Source organism: Corynebacterium sp. AOP40-9SA-29 (genome assembly GCF_052377405.1).
In the GTDB taxonomy this organism is placed as follows: Bacteria; Actinomycetota; Actinomycetes; order Mycobacteriales; family Mycobacteriaceae; genus Corynebacterium.
In genome coordinates this window covers 250,127-272,046 of sequence record NZ_JBQSWR010000001.1, presented here as the reverse complement: position 1 = coordinate 272,046, position 21,920 = coordinate 250,127, and the positions used below count along the sequence as shown (strand labels likewise).

Annotated in this window: 16 protein-coding genes; 7 read left to right on the top strand and 9 right to left on the bottom strand. The window is 66.0% G+C overall.

Translation table 11 applies throughout. From position 1 onward, the window contains the following. The first annotated feature begins 52 nt into the window (after positions 1-52). Positions 53-1,291 carry an MFS transporter gene (locus ACT3SZ_RS01300; RefSeq protein WP_444616045.1) on the top strand — a complete coding sequence of 413 codons (1,239 nt, stop codon included), beginning with the start codon at positions 53-55 and terminating at the stop codon, positions 1,289-1,291. Between the two features lie 34 nt (positions 1,292-1,325). Here ACT3SZ_RS01300 and ACT3SZ_RS01295 read toward each other — a convergent pair whose 3' ends face one another. The 3 genes from ACT3SZ_RS01295 to ACT3SZ_RS01285 all read right to left on the bottom strand — a co-directional run bounded on the left by ACT3SZ_RS01295 (position 1,326) and on the right by ACT3SZ_RS01285 (position 5,475). After that, positions 1,326-2,693 (bottom strand): AAA family ATPase, encoded by a 1,368-nt coding sequence (locus ACT3SZ_RS01295; protein WP_444616044.1) that lies wholly within the window; start codon positions 2,691-2,693, stop codon positions 1,326-1,328. Positions 2,694-2,771: 78 nt separating this feature from the next. Next, on the bottom strand, positions 2,772-4,043 hold the full coding sequence (locus ACT3SZ_RS01290) for a hypothetical protein (protein WP_444616043.1): 1,272 nt from the start codon (positions 4,041-4,043) through the stop codon (positions 2,772-2,774). A gap of 22 nt (positions 4,044-4,065) precedes the next feature. Beyond that, entirely contained in the window at positions 4,066-5,475 is a 1,410-nt protein-coding gene (locus tag ACT3SZ_RS01285) for an alpha/beta hydrolase (RefSeq protein WP_444616042.1), read from the bottom strand. A gap of 450 nt (positions 5,476-5,925) precedes the next feature. Here ACT3SZ_RS01285 and lpdA point away from each other — a divergent pair, with 450 nt between their 5' ends. After that, positions 5,926-7,350, top strand: a complete 1,425-nt coding sequence (lpdA, locus tag ACT3SZ_RS01280; protein ID WP_444614796.1) for a dihydrolipoyl dehydrogenase — start codon at positions 5,926-5,928, stop codon at positions 7,348-7,350. 241 nt (positions 7,351-7,591) lie between these two features. Here the strand turns inward: lpdA and ACT3SZ_RS01275 are convergent, their stop codons facing one another. After that, entirely contained in the window at positions 7,592-7,984 is a 393-nt protein-coding gene (locus ACT3SZ_RS01275; protein ID WP_444616041.1) for a helix-turn-helix domain-containing protein, read from the bottom strand. A 371-nt stretch (positions 7,985-8,355) separates the two neighbouring features. Here ACT3SZ_RS01275 and ACT3SZ_RS01270 point away from each other — a divergent pair, with 371 nt between their 5' ends. Next, positions 8,356-9,468, top strand: a complete 1,113-nt coding sequence (locus ACT3SZ_RS01270) for a hypothetical protein (protein WP_444616040.1) — start codon at positions 8,356-8,358, stop codon at positions 9,466-9,468. Between the two features lie 29 nt (positions 9,469-9,497). Here the strand turns inward: ACT3SZ_RS01270 and ACT3SZ_RS01265 are convergent, their stop codons facing one another. Then, on the bottom strand, positions 9,498-10,463 hold the full coding sequence (locus ACT3SZ_RS01265; RefSeq protein ID WP_444617031.1) for a GlxA family transcriptional regulator: 966 nt from the start codon (positions 10,461-10,463) through the stop codon (positions 9,498-9,500). A gap of 70 nt (positions 10,464-10,533) precedes the next feature. Between ACT3SZ_RS01265 and ACT3SZ_RS01260 the strand changes: the two genes are divergently transcribed. Beyond that, complete coding sequence (locus tag ACT3SZ_RS01260) at positions 10,534-11,802, top strand: MFS transporter (RefSeq protein ID WP_444616039.1); 1,269 nt, start codon at positions 10,534-10,536, stop codon at positions 11,800-11,802. 100 nt (positions 11,803-11,902) lie between these two features. On the opposite strand, the gene aceA is transcribed toward ACT3SZ_RS01260, so the two are convergent. Beyond that, entirely contained in the window at positions 11,903-13,195 is a 1,293-nt protein-coding gene (gene aceA / locus ACT3SZ_RS01255; protein ID WP_444616038.1) for an isocitrate lyase, read from the bottom strand. 443 nt (positions 13,196-13,638) lie between these two features. Between aceA and ACT3SZ_RS01250 the strand changes: the two genes are divergently transcribed. The 3 genes from ACT3SZ_RS01250 to ACT3SZ_RS01240 all read left to right on the top strand — a co-directional run bounded on the left by ACT3SZ_RS01250 (position 13,639) and on the right by ACT3SZ_RS01240 (position 19,508). Further along, positions 13,639-15,834 (top strand): malate synthase G, encoded by a 2,196-nt coding sequence (locus ACT3SZ_RS01250; RefSeq protein ID WP_444616037.1) that lies wholly within the window; start codon positions 13,639-13,641, stop codon positions 15,832-15,834. Positions 15,835-16,057: 223 nt separating this feature from the next. After that, the gene (locus ACT3SZ_RS01245; protein WP_444616036.1) at positions 16,058-16,777 is read left to right on the top strand and encodes an HAD family hydrolase; all 720 of its coding nucleotides are present in this window, start codon (positions 16,058-16,060) and stop codon (positions 16,775-16,777) included. Positions 16,778-16,832: 55 nt separating this feature from the next. Further along, a complete protein-coding gene (locus ACT3SZ_RS01240; RefSeq protein WP_444616035.1) occupies positions 16,833-19,508 on the top strand; it encodes a glycoside hydrolase family 65 protein in 2,676 nt (891 codons plus the stop codon). 33 nt (positions 19,509-19,541) lie between these two features. Here ACT3SZ_RS01240 and ACT3SZ_RS01235 read toward each other — a convergent pair whose 3' ends face one another. Genes ACT3SZ_RS01235 through ACT3SZ_RS01225 form a run of 3 tightly spaced genes read right to left on the bottom strand, consistent with a single transcriptional unit; the run spans position 19,542 to position 21,827 of the window. Further along, positions 19,542-20,099: a dihydrofolate reductase family protein gene (locus ACT3SZ_RS01235; protein ID WP_444616034.1), complete on the bottom strand. Its 558-nt coding sequence runs from the start codon at positions 20,097-20,099 to the stop codon at positions 19,542-19,544. A gap of 46 nt (positions 20,100-20,145) precedes the next feature. Continuing rightward, on the bottom strand, positions 20,146-20,805 hold the full coding sequence (locus ACT3SZ_RS01230; RefSeq protein WP_444616032.1) for an ABC transporter ATP-binding protein: 660 nt from the start codon (positions 20,803-20,805) through the stop codon (positions 20,146-20,148). Then, positions 20,802-21,827: an FtsX-like permease family protein gene (locus ACT3SZ_RS01225; RefSeq protein WP_444616031.1), complete on the bottom strand. Its 1,026-nt coding sequence runs from the start codon at positions 21,825-21,827 to the stop codon at positions 20,802-20,804. The genes ACT3SZ_RS01230 and ACT3SZ_RS01225 overlap by 4 nt, the downstream gene beginning before the upstream one ends. Between the last annotated feature and the right edge of the window lie 93 nt (positions 21,828-21,920).

The window sequence follows — 21,920 nt, the reverse complement described above, 5'->3', positions numbered from 1 at the left end:
ATCGGGTCCTCAGTGAGCGGATACGAATGGTCACCTCCTACGATGAGACACCATGACCGAGAACGAGCACACCACGCGGACCTCACCCGCCTTCTCCCGGGCATGGCTGTTTGTCGCCTTCGCCGTCTTCACTGTGGCGTGGGGTGGCAATGAAGCCACCCCGATGCTCGTGTTCTACCGCCAGGAGGCTGTGTTCAGCGACGTTTTCGTTGACTCACTGCTCGTCTCCTATGCCGTGGGCATCGTCGCCGGACTGCTGATTTGTGGGCCGCTGTCCGACCGTTTCGGACGCAAGGTCGTGATGCTGCCGTCGCCGGCCATCGCCCTGCTCGGCAGCGTGTTCATCGCGCTGGGGGAGACCACCGAGTCGGTGATGTTCATCGGACGCATCCTCGCCGGGCTCGCCGTGGGCATCGCGATGTCCGTCGGCGGTTCCTGGATCAAGGAACTCTCCACCCCCACCTTCGAGCCCGGCGTGGCACCGTCGGCCGGCGCGAAACGCGCCACGATGTCGCTGACCGCCGGCTTCGGCCTCGGCGCCGGCCTGGCGGGCGTCCTGGCGGAGTGGGGCCCGATCCCCGGCCAGCTGCCCTATATCGTGCACTGCCTGATCTCGGTGGTCGCCCTCGCCGGGCTGATGACCGTGCCCGAGACCCGCCAGTCGGCGCACCTCAAGGTGAAGGGCTCGTTCTGGTCCGACATCCTGGTGCCCACCATCCGCCACCCGCGTTTCCTCACCGTGGTCGCGCCGATCGCCCCCTGGGTTTTCGGCGCCGCCGGCGTGGCCTACGCGATCACGCCCCGCCTGGTCCAGGACCAGGTCGGCAGCCCGGTGGCGTTCTCCGGGCTGCTCACCGTGATTGCCCTGGCGTCCGGTTTCACGATTCAGCAGTTCGGCCCGCGCATCAACACCAGCTACAACGCACGCGGCCCGATCGTGGCGCTGGTGCTCGTGATCGTCGGTATGACGGTGGCCGCGGTGGCGTCCCACGACATCGCGGTGTGGAGCGCGATCATCGTGGCGATCATTCTGGGTGCGGCCTACGGCCTGTGCCTGATCAGCGGCTTGACCGAGGTCCAGCGCATCGCCGGGCCGGACGACCTGGCCGGCCTGACCGCCGCCTACTACACGTTGACCTACATCGGCTTCTTCTTCCCGATGATCCTCACCCGCCTCTCGGCGAACCTGAGTTACCCGGTGATGCTGGGGGCCGGCGTGGTCGTGGCCGTGGTCTTCCTGGTCATCGTCACCGCGTTCTCGCGGAAGAACATTCCCGCGCAGGACGACTGAGCGTCTACTGGAGGTTCGCCGTCAGCTCCGCGGCTCATGGTCCGTCGCTGTAGTCGATGGCAGGGATGGAGGGAGTGCCACCGAACCGGCCATTGAGGTAGCTCCTGCGCAGGTCACTACCGTTGCGCACACCCTCGTACTCGCTCAATGCGCGTAGCTCCGAAGCCCCGGCGTCCGTCTTCTCCACGACCCAGATCTCGTCGCGGCGAAACAGGTCCACATCCATGAGCATCACGTCGTGGGTGGTGAGGATGAGTTGGGAGCGGGTCTCCGGGGTGCACGCGTCGAGGAACGCCGAGATCAGTTTGCGGGAGAGCTCCGTGTGGAGGCTTCTGTCGATCTCGTCGAGAACCACCACTCTGGGCACGGTGTTGTACTGCGCCATGAACTGCAGTGCGGGGAAGAGGCTGAACGCGCGCTTGGTTCCGTCGGATTCGTCGGCCCAGTCGAGTGCTGTGCCGGCGGATCCTGAACCGTGGACCAGGGAGTGCCTGGACATGACGGGCTCGCCGTCGACGAGCGTCACGGACAGAACGTTCGCCCCCTTCTCGGAGAAGGTTGTCTTACCTTCCTTTAATCCATCGGTGAGGGCGGCGAGTTCCTCCTCCGTCACCCCGGCATCTTCAGGAGTGATCTCGGTGACCTGTGATCCAGTGATTCCGGCGTCGATGCTCTTGAGTGCATTGATCCAGGATGGGTAAGCCCTGTCCATGAGGTGGAGGCCGATAGACGCGTCCATTGAGTCCGGGCCGACCACCGTGACCCGCGAAAGCCACGTGAAAGGAGTGGCGAGGGTGAGGAAGTCCCGGTCGTCCTCGTCGTCACCGGTTTCGTCGACGCTGTGGTTCAGCGGAGACATCTTCGCGGCCATTGTCGGGATCGGGGTGTTGTCGGATGCGCGACGTACAACCTTTCGGACAAACTCGCTGCGGATGTCGTCGCCGAACGTCAGTGTACTTCCGGACGGGGACACCTCCCGGGTGAAGATTTCGACTTCTTTGGTGCTCAGGATCTTGTACAGCTCTTCGGATACGACCTTCCCGTGGAGGATCGAGAGGTAGTAGTTGAACATGACGTCGTCATCGTCCGTGAACATGATGGAGAACTCGGTGGGGATATCCGCGTACTCCTTGTCGAGCCGGAAGGGGTCCTGCGGCAGCGGGACACCGTCGTCGCGCTGATTGACCACGACATTGCGCAGGTAGCGCAGTGCATGGGCGATGTTCGTCTTGCCGGAGGCGTTGGCCCCGTAGATCGCGGCGACGGGATTGACGTTCATGCGGTAGCGGGACTCGATACGAGGAAGGCGGTCTCGGTGGTTCTGTTCCCGACTCGAACGCATGGCGAGTGTGGTCGGCCCGCGGAATGACCGGAAGTTGCTCAACGTCAGTTCGATCAGCATGGTTGCGCCTGCCCTCTGTTCATGGACCACGACTATACAGAAGAAGCGGAGGAACCGCGTCTTTTGTATCCGGTGATGCTAACTAGTCGCGGTTCTGATCGTCGACCTACTCATGGTCAACGCCACGACGTGCACGACCACGCCCGTCAGCGGGGCAAGGCCCAGGGTCAGCACGGCCCGCACCTCCGGTGAGGCGTCCACCGACAGCAGCGCCACGGCCGCGACGGTCGCCACCGCCCATCCCGCCAGGTACAGGGAGTGGCGTTCGGCGGCGTGGGCGGCCGAACCGGTCACCATCAGCAACGCCGTCGAGGCCGAGGCCACGGTCAACGCTGCCAACACCACCGGCGAACTGACCAGCTCCGCGTCGAAGAACAGCAGCATCAGCGGACGCGCCAGCCAGTATGCCGCCACGCCGCCGACCGCGGCCGTCGCCACGATCACCGTCGCCGGCAGGACGCAGGCGCGCAGCACCCGGTCGCGGTGCGCGGTCAGGTGCACGATCAGCGCCGGCTGGAAACGTTGCAGCGGCACGAGCAGCGGCGCACGAGTCAGCGTCACTGCGGTGATCACCGCAGCCAAGGCACCGGGGGAGACGCCCGACCCCGAGGTGAACGTGATCAGCACGGGGAAACCAGTGATCAGTACCGCATTCGCGCCGGACGCCAGCATCGCCTTGCACGTGCGCCGCAGGAACTCCGCGGTGCCCACGTCCCCCACCTCGTGCAGCAGACGCCGGCTCGACGGGGAGACGAGGAGCAGCCCCAGCCACGTCGCCGCGCCGACGACCGTGACGAGCAGGAAGGCCAGCAGTTGCCAGCCCGCCGCCCACGCGATCAGCGCCAGCAGGATGCGCACCGCACTGTCCACGCTGATCAGCCAGGCGAACGTGGTCCAGCGCATCGCCGCCGACAGTAGGCCGCAGACCGCGGCCTGGAAGGTGTAGGACGCCAACCCGACGGCCATCAGCACCACGCCGGCGCCCGCCAGGCCCGAGCCGTCCGGCAGGATGCGTCCCGCCCACAGCGGGCCGGACGCCGCGACGACGGTGGCGACGACGACGGCGAGGCCCGCCGCGACCGCCACCGGGCGGACGTAGGACGCTGCGGCGGCGCGTGGCGCCTGCCCGGTGCGTCCTGTGGTGGTGGTGCGTCCTGCGGTAGTGCGGGCCGCGACGGAGCGGGTGGTCTCCTGGAGGAGACCGTCGATGAGGCCGGCGAGGGCGAAGAAGAGCCCCCAGAAGACGGCGAAGGCCTCGTAGCCGACCGTGTCGAGCGCGCGGCCGGCGACGACAATGACCGCATAACCGGAAACCGCCACCACGAGGGTGGCGGCGGAGAGTGCTCTCACGGCACCTGTGGGACGGCGTCGACTACTCGTCGTCGGCATCCTCGGTGGTTGCCGTCAGGTCCTCCCAGGAGGGGAGGGAGGAGACCGGGGTGGAACCGGCGGCGCCGGCGCCCGGGTTGTCCTTGAGGTAGGCGGCCTTGGCCTCGTCACGCTGCTTGATGGCATTGGCACCGCCGCCGGGGAACAGGCCCTCGGAGATCGTGGGCCAGGCGTCGAACATGTCGTCCTGCCAGTAGCCCCACTGGTGCGTGCCGGTGTTGCGGAAGTTGTAGACCAGGTTGTTGGAGTCCTGGGTGATGCCCGCGGCGTCCGTGGTGGACTTCAGCAGGTGGGTGCAGGCGTTCGTCGCTGCCTCGATTGCGCCGCCCTCGGTTGCCGGGACGATGGAACCGATGACCATGCCGTTGAGGCGGTCGCCGGAGGAGACGTCGTGCTCACCCATCAGGCCGGTCGAGGTGGAGACGTAGACGTTGTGCTGGTCCTTGAGGTCCGCGGCGTTGACCAGGGCGTCGTTCTCGCGGGCCACCTCGCCGTTGCGGTCACCCCACATCTGCTCGTAGGTGGCGTTGCCGCGGCCCAGGACGATCTCCACGGTGGGGGCAGCCTCGCCGGAGGTCGCCGCGCAGCCGGAGTAGGCGCCGATGGAGTCGTAGAAACCGGAGTACTTCTCGCCGTAGACCAGGGTGGTCGAGCCGGTCATCGACATGCCGATGATCGAGCGGTTGGGGTTATTGGTTTCGAGGGCCGCCTCCATCGGTCCGGGCAGCTCCTGGACCAGGAAGGTCTCCCAGGCCTGCTTGTTGCCGCCCTTGTCGAGAGTCGCGTTCGCCTCCTCCCAGTCGGTGTAGTACGAGAACGCGCCCTCCATGGGGATGACCACGTTGACGTTGCCGATCTGGTTGCCGTAGAAGTCAATGGCGTTGGTCTGGCGCAGCCAGTTCGCCGCACCCTCGCCGCCGTCGGCGCCGTTGAGCAGGTAGATCGTGGGGGCGATGTCGGCGTTGTCCCTCGCGCGGATGGTGACGACCGGGATGTCGCGGTTCATTGCCTCGGAGTGCACGAGGCGCTCCTCCATGCGGCTGTAACGGTCTCCCTCGTCCCACATTTCCTGGGTGGTGATGCCTTCCGACTCTTCCTCGGTCGGACCCGCCTCTGCGTGGTAGACGTAGTCGCGCCAGGCGGCCTTCGACTCATCGACGTAGTTCTCACCCTCCGCGGCCTCGCGGGTGGGGAAGGGGTTGTTGACCGTGGCCTTGTTCCGGAATTCGGAGGCGGGGCGGGGGTCACCGCTGTCCTCAGAGGAGGCCGAGGCCACGTCCGGCTGGGCGATACCGGCGAACGCCGAACCTGCGCCGAGCACGCTCATGACGGACAGGGGCAGGGCTGTCGCGACGGCAGCAGCCGTCACGCGTGCGATGGCGCGCTTATTCATTCGGTCCTCAAGAAAAGTCAGTGGGGTCAGACTTCGACAGCATAGCCGGTGGACGTGCACCGTGTAACCCCGAAGCCTGATTTCCCAAACGAAAACGCACCGGGCGGGGGTAGCGTTACCTTCCCCGTCGCAGCCGGTTCCGTGCAGGACGTAGCGCAACCGGACCTCCCGCCGTTTATGCTGGTGTCCGAAACCGTCCCCGGGCACCAGGCCCGGGGCGTCCCCACGTGAAAGAGGAACCACCGTGAATCTCGCCCCCATCGACCAGTTCATCGTCAGCTCCAACGAGGTGCTCGGCGGCAATATCAACAACTTCCTGTCGATGGTCACCGACTTCGTCGTGCGCTTCCTCTAAGGCGCCGGCCGCCTGACCTGTAGTTTTGGCGGCGAACGGTCTCTTTGGTGCCCCTGGTCTGCACGTCCCGCCCGAAAAGTCGTATCCTTGACCACGTGGCTGAACATTATGACGTAGTAGTAATCGGTGCGGGCCCCGGCGGATATGTTTCCGCCATCCGTGCGGCACAGCTGGGCCTGAAGACCGCAGTGATCGAGAAGCAGTACTGGGGCGGCGTCTGTCTGAACGTCGGCTGCATCCCCTCCAAGGCGCTGATCCGTAACGCGGACATCTCGCACATCCTCACCCACGACGCCAAGACCTTCGGCATCTCCGGTGACAACATCAGCATGGACTACTCCGTGGCGCACCAGCGCTCGCGGAAGGTGTCCGCGGGCATCGTCAAGGGTGTCCACTACCTGATGAAGAAGAACAAGATCACCGAGATCAACGGTCTCGGCTCGTTCACTGATGATCACACCGTGGAGGTCACCGACGGCGACGACGCCGGCAAGACCATCACCTTCGACAACGCCATCATCGCCTCCGGCTCCGTGGTGAAGTCCCTGCCGGGTGTCGAGATCGGCGGCAACATCGTCTCCTACGAGGAGCAGATCCTCGACGAGAACGCCCCGAAGTCCATGGTCGTCATCGGTGCCGGCGCGATCGGCATGGAGTTCGCCTACGTGCTGGCCAACTTCGGCGTCGACATCACCGTCGTGGAGTTCATGGACCGCGTCCTGCCCAACGAGGACAAGGACGTCTCCAAGGAGATCGCCAAGCAGTACAAGAAGCTCGGCGTGAACCTGAAGACCGGTCACAAGACCACCGCCGTGCGCGACCTCGGTGGCGACGCTGGCGTCGAGGTCGACATCGAGACCGCCGACGGCTCCAAGTCCGAGACCATCAAGGCCGACCGTGTCATGGTGTCCATCGGCTTCGCCCCCCGCGTGGAGGGCTTCGGCCTGGAGAACACCGGTGTGAAGCTCACCGAGCGCGGTGCCATCGACATCGACGAGCGCATGCGCACCAACGTCGACGGCATCTACGCCATCGGCGATGTCACCGCCAAGCTGCAGCTCGCCCACGTGGCCGAGGCGCAGGGTGTGGTGGCCGCCGAGACCATTGCGGACGTGGAGACCCAGGAACTGGGCGACTACATGAACATGCCGCGCGCGACGTTCTGCTCCCCGCAGGTCGCGTCCTTCGGTTACACGGAGGAGGCTGCTCGCAAGATGGCCGAGGAGAACGGTCGCGAGATCAAGGTCGCGTCCTTCCCCTACAGCGCCAACGGCAAGGCCATGGGCCTCAACGAGGGTGTCGGCTTCGTGAAGATCGTCGTCGACGCCGAGTACGGTGAGCTCATCGGCGGACACATGGTCGGCCCGGACGTCTCCGAGCTGCTGCCCGAGCTGACGCTGGCACAGCGCTTCGACCTCACGGCCGAGGAGATCGGACGCAACGTCCACACCCACCCGACGCTGTCGGAGGCCATCAAGGAGGCCGCCGAGGGCACGATGGGTCACATGATCAACCTGTAGATCCCTCGTCCGCACCGACCAGGTGCAGGCAGGTGCAGGATCCTCACCCTCCCAGGCAGCGTTTCACCGCGAACGCCTACCTGGGAGGGTGTTTTCTATGACGGGGTGGGCGGGGGACAGCAGGGGGTACGCGGTGTCGAACTTGCGCCCGAGCTGCGCGAGTTCGCTTATTGACGAGCTCGAAGGCCACGGTCCTTTGCCCGCACTTCTCGTGACGAGTCGGCCCTCGCGAGATGCTTCTTCAGCACTGGTCGTTGTGGGGCAGAGCGTCACCAACGGCGTGCGCCACAGGGCTGGTCGCAGGACCTTCCTCGTCCCACAGCAGGGCGTGGGTGTGGCGTTCGATCTCGCTCTTCAGGAGGCGGCAGCCCCGATCATCGTCCGCGTCCAGCACGACATGACCGGTGTAAGCCCCGATGGCCCGGGCGTAACGGTGGAGTTGGTCGGCGCTGATTCTTCGTCGGCCGCTGTTCGAATTCTCGATCTTGCTGACCGTCGACTGCTCCACGCCCATGTGGGCCGCGACTTCCTGCTGGGTGAAGCCCTTGCGCTTCCGGAGCGCCACGAGCTGGGAGACCCACAGCAGGTCGGCCATACCGAGGTCCTTGTTTCGGCGAAGTTGATGCCTGTCCATGACGGAGGGCCTCCTTGTGGTCTTGATATTCCCTATGGGGAATGCTCACTGGTCAGTGTACGTGTAAAGCGTTGATTCATGCCCAGGCTGGGCAACGCACGCTTGTCGGAGCGGGGAGCATTGAGTGGGTCGGCTGGGCGGCAACGAAGTCATCACCCTTCCAGGCAGGGTTTCGGGCCGAATGCCTACCTGGAAGGGTGATCGGGCTGCAAGGGGGCGTTCGCACGCATGCCTGCCACGCGGGCGGTCGAGTGCAGGTACGATTCACGCCAATACGTCGGGACGTTCGGAGGCAGGAGAAACAGGCCGATCATGGAGCAGATACGCGGTCAGGTACTGGGGCAGATACGGGACCTGGCAGGGGACCCGGCATGAGCAAGGTGATGACCGTCGGCGTGATGGTCGACCGGGGGCTGCCGGAGAAACGTGTGCGCAAAGTGCTTGAGAAGCTCGGCGTGGACCCGGACGAAACCCACCTCACCGACGACGACCTCGCCGCCCTCGGGTTGCCACGCGTCGAGGTGCGCACCAGCACCTTGCCCATGGGCCTGGACGGTAGCGTCCGGCTGGCCGACAGTTCCACCGGCATCATGGAGAGTCACGGCTGGGACCGGATGGTGTACGTCACCGACCTGCCACTGACCACGCGGCGTCCTGTCATCAGTCAGACGGTGAACCGGGGGCGAGTCACCATGCTGTGTCTGCCGGCCTTTGGTCTGCTGCGCGCGCAGGAGGGCTTGCGGCAGGAGCTCAGCCGACTCCTCAAGGGGAAATCCGCAGGTGCGGGCATTCTCGAGGACGTCACCGACACCAGCGATATCGAGGGTGGTGACGCCGAGGCGGACTCCACCCGCGTCATCGACGGGTGGGGGAGGTCGCTGCGACTGCTGCTGGGGATGGTCGCCGGCAACCGTCCGGCAGTGCTCTACCGCGTGCTCACCGGCTGCCTGGCCATCGGTGTCGCCACCGGTGCCTACGGTATTTTCTACGGCTCGATGTGGCAGATGTCCCACACGATCTCGCTGCTGCGCATGTTCGTCATCAGCATCTTCGCGGTGGGGGCATTGACGTTCTGGCTGGTCTACCACAACGGCCTCTGGAACCGATGGCCTGATCGTGAGGCAGACAGCGTGGCCGCGTGGCGTGCACGCATGGACAACCGGGCCACGTTGTGCACGGTGCTCATCGCTGCGGCGATGATTTACACCACCGTGTTCATCGCATTGCTGGTGCTCTCGGTGGTCATCGTGGACACGAACTACTTCCGTGCCCAGGTGAGCGACGAACCCTTCCCGTGGGGCTACGCGAAGCTGGCCTGGCTGACCGCGTCACTGGGCACGATGGCCGGGGCGATCGGTTCCAGCTTCGATGACGACGAGGCCATCCGCGAGGCCACCTACAACCGGCGTGAGCACATCCGGCGCCAGATCACCGGCCTCTACGAGGACAAGCCCCCGACACGCTTCCGCAGGAAGAACAGGTAGTGGGGCCTGGGCGGTGAGGTTCCGCCGGGTCAGGTTCGTGCGAAGCGACGTCTGTAGCTGCTCGGCGTCGTACCCGTCTCTGCCCGTAGACGTGCACGGAGGGTGGCCCCGGTGCCGAATCCGACGCGTTGGGCAATTGTGTCGACCGTGAGGTCGGTGGATTCCAGCAGTTCCTGGCACCGACGGACCCGTTCCCGCGCGAGCCACCGGGCAGGAGAGGCCCCGGTTTCTTCTGCGAAACGGCGGGCGAACGTCCGGGAACTCATTTGGGCATGCCCGGCGAGCTGCTGCACAGTCAATGGTTCACTGAGGCGACCCCGCGCCCATTCCTGAGTCGCGGTCGTTCCGGTATTCCCTTGTGTGGGAACCGGCCACTTGATGAACTGAGATTGGTCCCCATCGCGGTGGGGTGGGGTGACACAGTGACGTGCAACATCGTTGGCAGTCTTCCATCCTGCATCGCTGCGAATGACGTGAAGGCAGAGATCAAGGCCTGCGGACAGTCCTGCCGAGGTCATGACCATTCCCTCGTCGAGGAAGAGTGCAGACTCCTCGAGGTTGACCCGTGGGTAGAGGCGACGGAACTGAGCCACCGTCTGCCAGTGTGTGGTTGCCCGTCGTCCATCCAGTAGGCCAGCGGCGGCCAGCCCGAAGGCGCCGGTGCACAACGAGATCACGCGTGCGTCGTCCGGAATGAGGTCGAATGCGGCACGGGCAGCGGCATCCAGTCGTCCTTCCTTGCGTACGCTGCTTCGCATTGATCCGGGAACCACGACGGTGTCAGCGGTCTTCAGTGCGTCGGTCTCGGATCCCGGGGTCAGAGCGAAGCCATCTGCGCACGTGGCGGGGCCGGGGTCCACGGAGCACACGGAAACTCGGTAGAGCTTCTCGCCAGACTCGTTCCGGGCGTTGCCGAAGACGAGTGGGGGAATGGTCGCGTCGAACCCGATGACAGGGGGCAGAAGGAGAACTACGACATGGTGGCGCGGTGTCATGGCCAAAACCTTACACATATTGGCCTTCCTGCCAATAGGCAGAAGGGTTTCACATCGAAAGAATGGGCGCATGGCTCAACGACACTCCTTCTGGTTCCCGCTGACCGTCGTGGTCGCATTCGTGGCACTGCTCGCGGCCGCGGGTTTTCGCTCGGCACCCGGCGTACTCATGGATCCGCTCCACAGTGAATTCGGCTGGTCCCACGGCACCATCAGTGGAGCGGTGTCACTCAATCTCCTGCTCTTCGGACTATTCTCGCCTTTCGCCACGTCCCTGATGGAGCGGTTCGGTGTTCACCGTGTTGCTGCTGTCGCTCTGGCTGTGGTCGGAATCGGAAGCGCGCTGTCAGTGTTCGTCAGCGAACCCTGGCAGCTGTGGGTCCTGTGGGGTTTTCTCATCGGTGCAGGCACCGGTGCGGTGTCCATGCCCTTCGCCGCGTTGGTATCCGGACGGTGGTTCACGCAGCGCCGTGGCCTGGTCTCAGGTGTTCTCACCGCGGCTAGCTCGACCGGGCAACTCGTCTTCCTGCCTCTGTTGGCGCACCTGGCGAATAGGCACAGTTGGCAGGCCGCCTCCCTGGTAATCGCTGCTGCAGCAGTGTTGGCAGCGCCGGTCGTGTTGCTGCTGCTCAAGGACCGACCGCAGGACGTGGGGCTTGTCAGTTACGGCCAGAGCCCCGCTTCCCCCTGCGGCGTGGCCGCCCCGGCCCGTCCCGCATTGACGGCGCTGGGGAGTCTGCGGCTCGCGGGAAAGAGTAGGGAGTTCTGGCTGCTCGCCGGGACGTTCGCGGTCTGCGGGGCGACCACGGTAGGCCTGGTCGGCACTCATTTCGTCCCGTCCGCCCACGACCACGGCATGCCTGCGACGACCGCGGCCAGTCTGCTTGCGCTGGTCGGGATATTCGACATCATCGGCACACTGGCCTCCGGGTGGTTGACCGACAGGATTGATCCTCGGATACTTCTCGTCGCCTACTACGGGCTGCGTGGGATATCGCTGTTGTTGCTGCCGATGATGATGGGGCCGGTCGTAGAGCCGCCGCTATGGGCATTCATCGTTTTCTATGGCCTCGACTGGGTGGCGACCGTGCCACCGACGATGGCTCTGTGTCGGGAGCACTTCGGTGACTCTGGCCCTGTGGTTTTCGGCTGGGTCTTCGCCAGTCACCAGGTCGGCGCGGGAGTCGCGGCATCAGGTGCCGGGATGATTCGGGATACTACCGGGAGCTACGACGGCGCATGGTTCAGCGCCGCGGCGCTCTGCGGCATTGGAGCGGTTCTGTGTCTGTGCATTCGACGCAACAGGGTGGGACGTGAGGTCGTGGGAGCGCGGAGCTGAAGGCCCCGCACAGAACGACACCGGCCGGTCAGCATCGCTGCTGACCGGCCGGTGTCGTGTGGCTTAGCCGTTCCCGTCCGCTAAGACGGGGAACCAGTTACTAGAACTGGGTCTCCTCGGTGGAGCCCTTCAGGGCGGTCGTGGAGGAGTTGGGGTCCACGGTGGTGGCAACGCGGTCGAAGTAACCGGCGCCAACCTCGCGCTGGTGCTTGACGGCGGTGAAGCCACGCTCGTCGGCTGCCTTGAACTCGCGGTTCTGCAGGTCGACGAAGGCGCTCATCTGGTTGCGGGCGTAGCCGTGGGCCAGATCGAACATGGAGTAGTTCAGAGCGTGGAAGCCAGCCAGGGTGATGAACTGGAACTTGAAGCCCATCGCGCCGAGCTCGTTCTGGAACTTGGCGATCTCGTCGTCGTCCAGGTGGGCGGACCACTTGAAGGACGGGGAGCAGTTGTAGCTCAGCAGCTGGTCCGGGAACTCGGAGCGGACGCCCTCGGCGAACTTCTTGGCGAGCTCGAGGTCCGGGGTACCGGTCTCCATCCAGATCATGTCCGCGTAGGGAGCGTAGGACTTCGCACGGTCGATGCAGGGCTCGAGGCCGTTCTGCACGTAGTAGTAGCCCTCGGCGGAACGCTCACCGGTGAGGAACTTGCTGTCGCGCTCGTCAACGTCGGAGGTCAGCAGCGTGGCGGCCTCGGCGTCGGTACGGGCGATGACGACGGTCGGGGTATCGGCGACGTCGGCAGCCAGGCGAGCGGAGTTCAGGGTGCGGATGTGCTGCTGGGTGGGGATCAGCACCTTGCCACCGAGGTGGCCGCACTTCTTCTCGGAGGCCAGCTGGTCCTCCCAGTGGGTACCAGCGGCGCCGGCCTTGATCATGGCCTTCTGCAGCTCGTAGACGTTGAGGGCGCCACCGAAGCCGGCCTCACCGTCGGCGACGATCGGGACGAGCCAGTTGTCGATGGAGTCGTCGCCCTCGACGCGGGAGATCTCATCGGAACGCAGCAGGGCGTTGTTGATGCGCGAGACCACGGCCGGAACGGAGTTCGCCGGGTACAGCGACTGGTCCGGGTAGGTGTGGCCGGAGAGGTTCGCGTCGCCGGCAACCTGCCAACCGGAGAGGTAGACGGCCTTCAGGCCGGCGCGGACCTGCTGGACGGCCTGGTTACCGGTGAGGGCACCGAGGGCGTTGATGTAGGAGTCGCCACCCTGGTTGACGCCCTCCCACAGGATCTCGGCGCCGCGGCGTGCGAGGGTGTGCTCCTCGACGACGGTGCCCTGGAGCTCGGCGACCTGCTCGGCAGTGTAATCGCGGGTGATCCCCTTCCAGCGGGGGTTCTCGTCCCAGTCCTTCTGGATTTCGGCGGCGGTACGTGCCTGTCCGACGTTCGACATGTAAGTAGTCACTCCCTTTAAGTGGTGAGAGATTGGCGGTAACGGCGCTGCACCCGGCTGGCGATCTCCCGGGTCGGCTGCGTTTGAGAATACCGATGGAAAAGGGCACGTCAAAGGGTTTGGGTGTTCCAGGTAACACCGGGGGTAGCGCTAAAAGCACTTCACCCCTGTTCTCTATATGCGGGACAAAACTTCTCACGATGTGGGCGATATGGTCTACTTGCAGGGGTTACGTGCGACCTTCATCACGTTAGGTCTACCTTCATAGCGCTCAGGGGGCCCTCCGGCCATCTCCGGGTATTCCCACCTGTGGGGGTGACGACGATTTCGGTACCCACGGTTGCTCGCCGCCGGTGACGTGGCTCACCTAGTCTGGTCCCTACAGCGACGGGCGTCCCACCGGCGTCCGTCATGCGAGTCCCATCTTTACGAAGGAGCAGTCAATGACGTCAGAGTCCCAGCAGACGGAACGGGTCACAGCCGGAGGCCTTCAGGTCTCCGCGACCCTCTACAACTTCGTGACCGACACGGTTCTGCCCCGCATCGGCGTCGACGCGGAGACGTTCTGGGCCGGTTTCGGTGACATCGTCGCCAAGCACACCCCGCGCAACCGCGAGCTGCTCGCCGTGCGCGATGAGCTGCAGGTCAAGCTCGACGAGTGGTACACCGAGCACCCCGGTGAGCAGGACGCCGAGCAGTACACCGCCTTCCTCAAGGAGATCGGTTACCTCGTCGACGAGCCCGGCGACTTCGAGATCACCACGCAGAACGTGGACACGGAGATCTCCGAGACCGCCGGCCCGCAGCTGGTCGTCCCGATCCTGAACGCCCGCTTCGCACTGAACGCGGCGAATGCACGCTGGGGTTCGCTTTACGATGCCCTTTACGGCACCGACGTCATCTCCGAGGAGAACGGCGCAGAGAAGGGTAAGGGCTACAACAAGGTCCGCGGCGACAAGGTCATCGCCTGGGGACGCGACTTCCTGGACCAGGCCGTCCCGCTGGAGTCCGGCTCTCACGCCGACGTCGAGAAGTACGACGTGGCGTCCGGCCGTTTCGTCGCCGTCATCGACGGCAAGGACGTCCACCTGCGCGAGCCCGAGGTCTACGCCGGTTTCTCCGGTGAGAAGGACGCGCCGACCGGCGTCCTGCTGCGCCACAACGGCCTCTACTTCGAGATCCAGATCGATCCGTCCCACCCGGTGGGATCGGACGATAAGGCCGGGGTCAAGGACATCCTCATGGAGTCCGCCGTCTCCACGATCATGGACTTCGAGGACTCCGTCGCCGCTGTCGACGCGACCGACAAGACCCTCGGCTACACCAACTGGTTCGGCCTGAACACCGGTGAGCTCAGCGTGGAGGTCGCCAAGGGCGACAAGACCTTCACCCGTACCCTCAGCGACGACCGCACCTACACCGGACGCGACGGCGAGGATCTGCGCCTGCACGGCCGCTCCCTGCTCTTCGTCCGCAACGTCGGCCACCTGATGCAGAACCCCGCCATCCTCGACGCCGACGGCGAAGAGATCTTCGAGGGCATCATGGACGCGGTCATCACCTCCGCGTGTGCCGTGCCCGGCACCGACCTGGACAACCAGCGCCGCAACTCCCGCAAGGGCTCGATCTACATCGTGAAGCCCAAGCAGCACGGCCCGGAGGAGGTCGCCTTCACCGGTGAGCTCTTCTCCGACGTCGAGGACCTGCTCGGCCTGCCGCGCAACACCCTGAAGGTCGGCGTGATGGACGAGGAGCGCCGCACCACCGCCAACCTCGACGCCTGCATCAAGGCGTCCTCCGAGCGTCTGGCCTTCATCAACACCGGCTTCCTCGACCGCACCGGCGACGAGATCCACACCTCCATGCTCGCCGGCCCCGTGGTCCGCAAGCCGGAGCTGCAGACCGCCGCCTGGAAGATCGCCTACGAGGACAACAACGTCGACGCCGGCCTGGCCCACGGCCTGCCCGGCAAGGCGCAGATCGGTAAGGGCATGTGGGCCAAGACCGAGTTGATGGCCGACATGATCAAGGAAAAGATCGGCCAGCCGAAGGAAGGCGCCACCACCGCGTGGGTCCCGTCCCCGACCGGCGCCAGCCTGCACGCCACCCACTACCACCTGGTCGACGTCTTTGCCGTCCAGGAGAAGCTGCTCACCGATGGCCGCCGCGACACCCTCGGCGACATCCTCACCCTGCCGGTCCACCCCGCGGCCGACTGGACCGAGGAGCAGATCAAGCAGGAGATCGACAACGACTGCCAGTCCCTGCTGGGCTACGTGGTCCGCTGGGTCGAGCAGGGTGTCGGTTGTTCCAAGGTCCCCGATATCCACGACATCGACCTGATGGAGGACCGCGCCACCCTGCGCATCAACTCCCAGATCCTGGCCAACTGGCTCAAGCACGGTGTGGTCAGCGAGCAGGAGGTCAGCGACGCCCTGCAGCGCATGGCGAAGATCGTCGACGGTCAGAACGCCGGCGACCCGGAGTACAACAACATGGCCGATGACTTCGACGGTTCCGTCGCGTTCCAGGCCGCCCGTGACCTGGTGTTCAAGGGCACCGAGTCCCCGGCCGGTTACACCGAGCCGATCCTGCACGCGCGTCGTCGCGAGTACAAGGAGAAGAACGGCATCGCCTGATAGGCCTGACAGGCCTGATAGGCGCTGACCTGATCACCCCAGGACGGTTCCCCGCAACGGGAACCGTCCTGGGGTGTTCGCTTCTGTATGCACTGTGTGCGCAGGTCGCAGGTGGCGCACACCGTTGTCCGGCGGCAGGCCCGTGGGGGCACTAGGATAGGCCACCCGAGTACAAGCTGAGCACCACAACCACCTTTCCAACCAACCGAGGAGTCTGCCCAGGATGCCTGACCTGAGAACCTACGACGCGGTCCTCTTCGACCTCGACGGCGTCATCACACCCACCGCGGAGATCCACCGCGCGGCGTGGAGGACGATGTTCACCGAGTACCTCGACGCCCGGGATGCCGAGCCGTACACGGAGAAGGACTACTACGGGTATCTCGACGGGCGCTCCCGCGTGGAGGGTGTGCAGAGCCTGCTGGCCTCCCGCGACATCGACCTTCCCCTCGGCGACGAGGACTCTGCCACCGCCTCGGACGAAAGCGTCACCGGCCTGGGACTGCGCAAGAACGAGGACTTCCTGCGCGCCCTCGACCGCGGCATCGACGCCTACCCCGGGTCCGTCTCCCTGCTGAACGCACTCCAGGACCCAGACGCCCCGCAGATCGCGATCGTCAGCTCCTCGAAGAACGCCCGCCAGGTCCTCACCGCCGCCGGACTGATCGACCGCTTCGCGCTCATCGTCGACGGCAACGTCGCCGCCGAGGAGGGGCTGGCGGGCAAGCCCGCGCCCGACACCTACGCTTTCGCCGCGTCCTCGCTGGGCGTGGACCCGTCGCGTGCCGTCGTCGTGGAGGACGCCACCTCGGGCGTAGCCTCGGGACGCGCCGGGGACTTCGGCCTCGTCATCGGCGTCGACCGTGGTGCCGGACGCGCCGCGCTGCTCGACTCCGGCGCGGACACCGTCGTGTCCGACCTCGCCGAACTCGTCCCGCGCTAACCCCGCGCTGAACACCTGACCACCTGAACTGCAAGGAAACCGGAGACAACGAACGATGAGCGGAAACGACGCGACCGACGGCAGCGGAACCAACGGGGGCAAGGACACAGCCCTCGAGCGGTTCTTCGACCAACGCCGACGGGTGGCATCCGTCGTCAACCGTCCGATCGACACCGCGGACAGTGCCAGCGCGGTAGGCACAGTCGGTGAGATCGACGGCGAGGGGCTCTTCCCGTCCGGCTACCGCGCCGACCAGCACCACCACGACACCGACCCCGCCGCCGGACTCGACCGCGAGAACAACCCGGTCGACGAGTGGGGCTGGTACGAAAAGCGTCCCGAACGCACGTCCCTGGGCCTTACGGAGAGCCACTTCGCGCTGAGCAACGGCTACCTCGGCGTGCGCGGCACCCCGCCGGAGGGCCGCGACTCCGATGAGCACGGCACCTTCATCAACGGTGTGCACGAGACCTGGCCGATCTCCCATGCGGAGGATGCGTACGGACTGGCCCGCGAGGGCCAGGCGATCGTGCAGGTGCCGGACGCCAAGACGGTGCGCATCTACGTCGACGATGAGCCGTTGCGCCTGTCGCAGAACGAGATCGAGGACTACTCGCGCGGCCTGGACTTCCGCGACGGTGTGCTGCGCCGCAGTTTCATCTGGCGCACGCCGTCCGGCAAGCGGGTGCGCGTCACCAATGAGCGCATGGTGAGCTTCACCGAGCGCCACCTCATGGTGACCAGCACCGAGATCGAGTTGTTGGACGCTCCGGCGGCCGTCGTCGTCTCGTCGCAGATCCTCAACCGGCAGGACGGGGAGGACGAGTACTCCACCGTCATCGACCACACCGGCACCACCGCCGACGGGCCGGTCGGTACCGGCGCCGGGGCCGTCGGCGACGGCGCGGACCCGCGCAAGGCCGAGCAGTTCAAGGAACGGGTCTTTATCCCCACCTACCAGGCGCAGCCGGAGGACGAGCGCGTCACGCTGGGCTACCGCATCAACCACTCCGGCATGACCGTGGCGGTCAGCATGGACCACAAGATGCAGCTCAGCGGCACCGACGAGGCCGGCGACCACCCGGTCGACGGGGTGGAGGTGCAGACCGAACTGCGTGAGGACGTCGCTCGCGTCGTCTATCACATGGCCGGACGCAAGGGCATGAAGCTGCGGTTGGAGAAGTTCATCTCCTATCACTCCTCGCGCCACGTCGCCGCCGATGAACTGGCGTTCCGTTGTGCCCGCACGATCAACCGGGCCAAGGCGGTCGGGTTCGAGCGGTTGCTGGACGACCAGAAGAACTGGCTCGCCGACTTCTGGGAGCGCTCGGATGTGCGCATTCCCGGTCAGCCGGAACTGCAGCAGGCGGTGCGCTGGAATATCTACCAGCTCATCCAGGCCTCGGCACGCGCAGAGACCCAGGGTGTGCCGGCCAAGGGGCTGACCGGTTCGGGCTACGGCGGGCACTACTTCTGGGACACGGAGATCTACGTGATGCCGTTCCTGACGTACACCAACCCGCAGTTCGCCCGGAACGCGATGCGTTTTCGCTACAAGATGCTCCCCGCCGCGCGCGCACGAGCCCTGGAGCTCTCGCACGACGGCGTCCTGTTCCCGTGGCGCACGATCAACGGCCACGAGTCCAGCGCCTACTACGCCGCCGGTACCGCGCAGTACCACATCGACGCCGACGTGAGTTATGCGCTGATGAAGTACATCTACGCCAGTGGCGATACCGACTTCCTGCTGGACGAGGGTATCCACATCCTGGTCGGCACGGCCCGGTTCTTCATGTCGCTGGGGTTCTTCAACAACTCGGGGACGCGCTTCGAGATCCACTCGGTGACCGGCCCCGATGAGTACACCACCGTGGTGAACAACAACCTGTATACCAACGTGATGGCGCAGTACAACCTGCGTGTGGCTGCCGAAGTGGTGCGCCAGATGCGCTCCGACCGCCCCGGTGCCTACCGCGACATGATGCGTCGCACTGGTCTCAGCGAGGATGAACTGGACCTGTGGGACCAGGCGGCCAACGCCATGTACATCCCCTTCAACGACACCACCGGGGTTAATCCGCAGGACGACCAGTTCATGCAGCGTCAGCTGTGGAGTCTGGACGACCCGGAGGTCGGGCCGAAGCGTCCGCTGCTGCTGCACTACCACCCGCTGACGATCTACCGGTACCAGATCCTCAAGCAGGCGGACGTGGTGCTGGCCCTGTTCCTGCAGGGGTCCCAGTTCGATGCGGAGACCAAGCTGCGCGACTACGACTACTACGACCGGCTGACCACGGGTGATTCCTCCTTGTCGGCGGTGGTGCAGTCGATCATGGCCGCCGAGCTCGGCCTGCACGACAAGGCCATGGACTTCTTCCACCGCGGCCTGTTCATCGACCTCAACAACCTGCACGGCAACACCCCCGACGGCGTGCATATCGCCTCGTGCGGCGGGGTGTGGAGCTGCCTGGTCTACGGTTTCGGCGGCTTCCGCGACAACTTTGGGCAGTACAGCATCGAACCGCGTGTGCCCGAAGAGTGGGGCTCCCTGGAGTATCGCATCACCCTGCGTGGGCGGATCATCCAGGTGGACATCGCTGACGGCGAAGTCACCCTGCACACCACCGACGAGGACCCCGAGGTCGTCGGCCCGATCACGGTGTGCGGCCAGGAGACCATGGTCGGCCCCGAGCCGGTCACGGTCACCGGGGAGACGCTCCTGCGCGCCTGAGCTGCGTGAGCTGCGTGCGTGAACCGGCGCAGCTCAGGCAGGACGGTAGCGCGTGGCGACGGCGCCGGAGGCAAACTCCTCGCGCGCCACAGGCGTGAGCCGCAGGTGTTCGGGTAGCCCGTCGAGCAGCCTCGGCCCATGTCCGGCGAGGACCGGCTGCACCACGAACACGTACTCGTCGATCAGTCCCGCTGCCGCGAGCGCGGTGGGCAGGGTGACGCCGCCGAGGAGGAGCCCGTCACCGGGCTGTTCCTTGAGCTGGCGCACCGCCGCCACCGGGTCGCCGTGCAGCAGTTCGGCATTCCAGTCCACGCGGTCCAGCGTGGCGGACACCACGTATTTCCTGGCCTGGTCGATCGTCTCGGCGAAGGGGATCTCCCAGGTCTCCATCCACTCCGGCCAGGTGCCGGTCGGCGGCTTGCGCCAGGCGTCCTCCATCATCTGGTAGGTCGTGCGGCCGAGGAGCATGGCGTCCGCGCGGGCGGTCTCGCGGGTCCAGAAGGCCATGGTCTCCTGGTCCGGGGGCATCCCGGCCTCGTGGTGGCAGCAGCCGTCGAGGGCCACGTTGATCGCGTACCGAAGGGGCCTCATGGTGGACCTTCTCTCGTATCGCAAGGGGCGCGCAGGTACTCCGATGCTACTGCCATTCCTGCTGCGACAGCCGTCCGTCGTGCATCTGCATCACCCGGTCGGCCCGGTCGAGCTGGGTGCGGTCGTGGGTGACGAGCACGGTGGCCAGTGAGCGCTCGTCAGTCAGGTCGCGCAGCAGATCCACGACCTGCCGGGACAGTCGCTGGTCCAGGGCGGACGTCGGTTCGTCGGCGAGCAATAGTGAGGGCTCAGGCATCAGCGCCCGGGCGATATTCACCCGCTGACGCTGCCCGCCGGAGAGCTGGGCGACGCGGCGTGCGCCGAAGCCGGCCAGTCCCACGCGGGCCAGGAGCTCGTCGGCGCGGCGGCGACGTGCGGCGGTGATGCGGCGTCCGGCGATGTGGTCGGTGACCAGCAGTTGCTCGCGCACGCTCAGGGCGTCCAGCAGGTTGGGGGACTGGAAGACCACGGAGGTCGTGCCGTTGGTGGACACCGTGCCGGAGTCCGGGGTGGTCAGTCCGGCGGCGACGGAGAGCAGCGTGGATTTGCCGGAGCCGGACTCGCCGACCACGGCGACGAGTTCGCCGGCGTGCACGTCGAGGCTCACGTTATCCAGGGCGGTCACGGTGGACTCGCCATCCGGGTAGGTCAGGCAGATGTGCTGCAGGTGGAAGGTGCTGGCGGTCGAACTCATGGTAGTGGTCATGCTGAGGCTCCTAGTGCGAGGTGGGGATCGACGGTGGACACGCGGCGCATGGCGACGAGGGCGCCGCCCATGCCGAGCACGAATACGCCGACGGGTGGGAGGAGGAAGGTCGCGGCGGAGACGGCGAAGGGCACCGTCCCGGCGGCGAGGGAGCCGAGTAGCCCGCCGAGTGCGGCGCCGCCGAGCACGCCGACGGCGAGGATCACCGCGGCCTGCACCGCCGCATCGGCGACCACGTAGCCGGTGGACGCCCCGAGGGCGCGCAGCACGGCGATGTCGCGGGTGCGCTGGATCGTCCACACACTGAGGAAAGCGATGATGACAAGCGCGGAGATGCCGTACAGCAACCCCTGGATGGCCAGCAGGGATCCGCGTTCGGACTGGTAGGCGGGCAGTCCGGCGAAGGAGTCCTCCACGGTGACGGCGGTGGTGCCGGTGGCCTCGGCGACGGCGTCGAACTGGCTATCCTCCACGTCGCCGCTGACCATCAGCACGGTGGGGGAGGACGGCCCGTCCGCCCCGGTCATCCGCGCCCAGGTGTCCATGTCGGCCCAGGCGACGGGCTGGTGGTTCAGGTGCACGGTGTCGGCCGTGCCGCCGAGCTCCTCGGGAAGGAGGACGCCGCGGGCGGGCACGTCGCCGCCGGGCACGGCCGTGCCGGCGGGCAGGCCCATCAGCGTGACGGACGCCAGAGCGTCCTCCCCGTCCTGTCTGTCCTGCGTATCGCCGGGGACCTGCAGGCGGGTGGCGGCGACACCCAAGGGCACCACAGAGGAGGCGCCGACGGCGTCCTGCCACGCCGTCACGTCCTGCGAGGTGATGCTGGAAGAGGTGAACGAGACCTCGCCGCTGAAGACGAACCGGTCTGGGCCAAGCGACTTGAGCGCGGAGGTGTTCTGGTCGGCCAGCCCGCCGGTCAGCCCGGTGAGCATGACCAGCAATAAGGTGATCAGGGCGACGACCGAGGTGATCAGCGAGAAGCGGCCCCGTGCCGCGGCGATGTCTCTGAGGCCAAGGTACATGGGTGTCCTCCTGTGATTGGGGGGTGGATCGATGTGCTCATCGTCGCCCGGCGGCGGGGTGCGCTACATCGACCGGAGACCTGAAATTCGGAT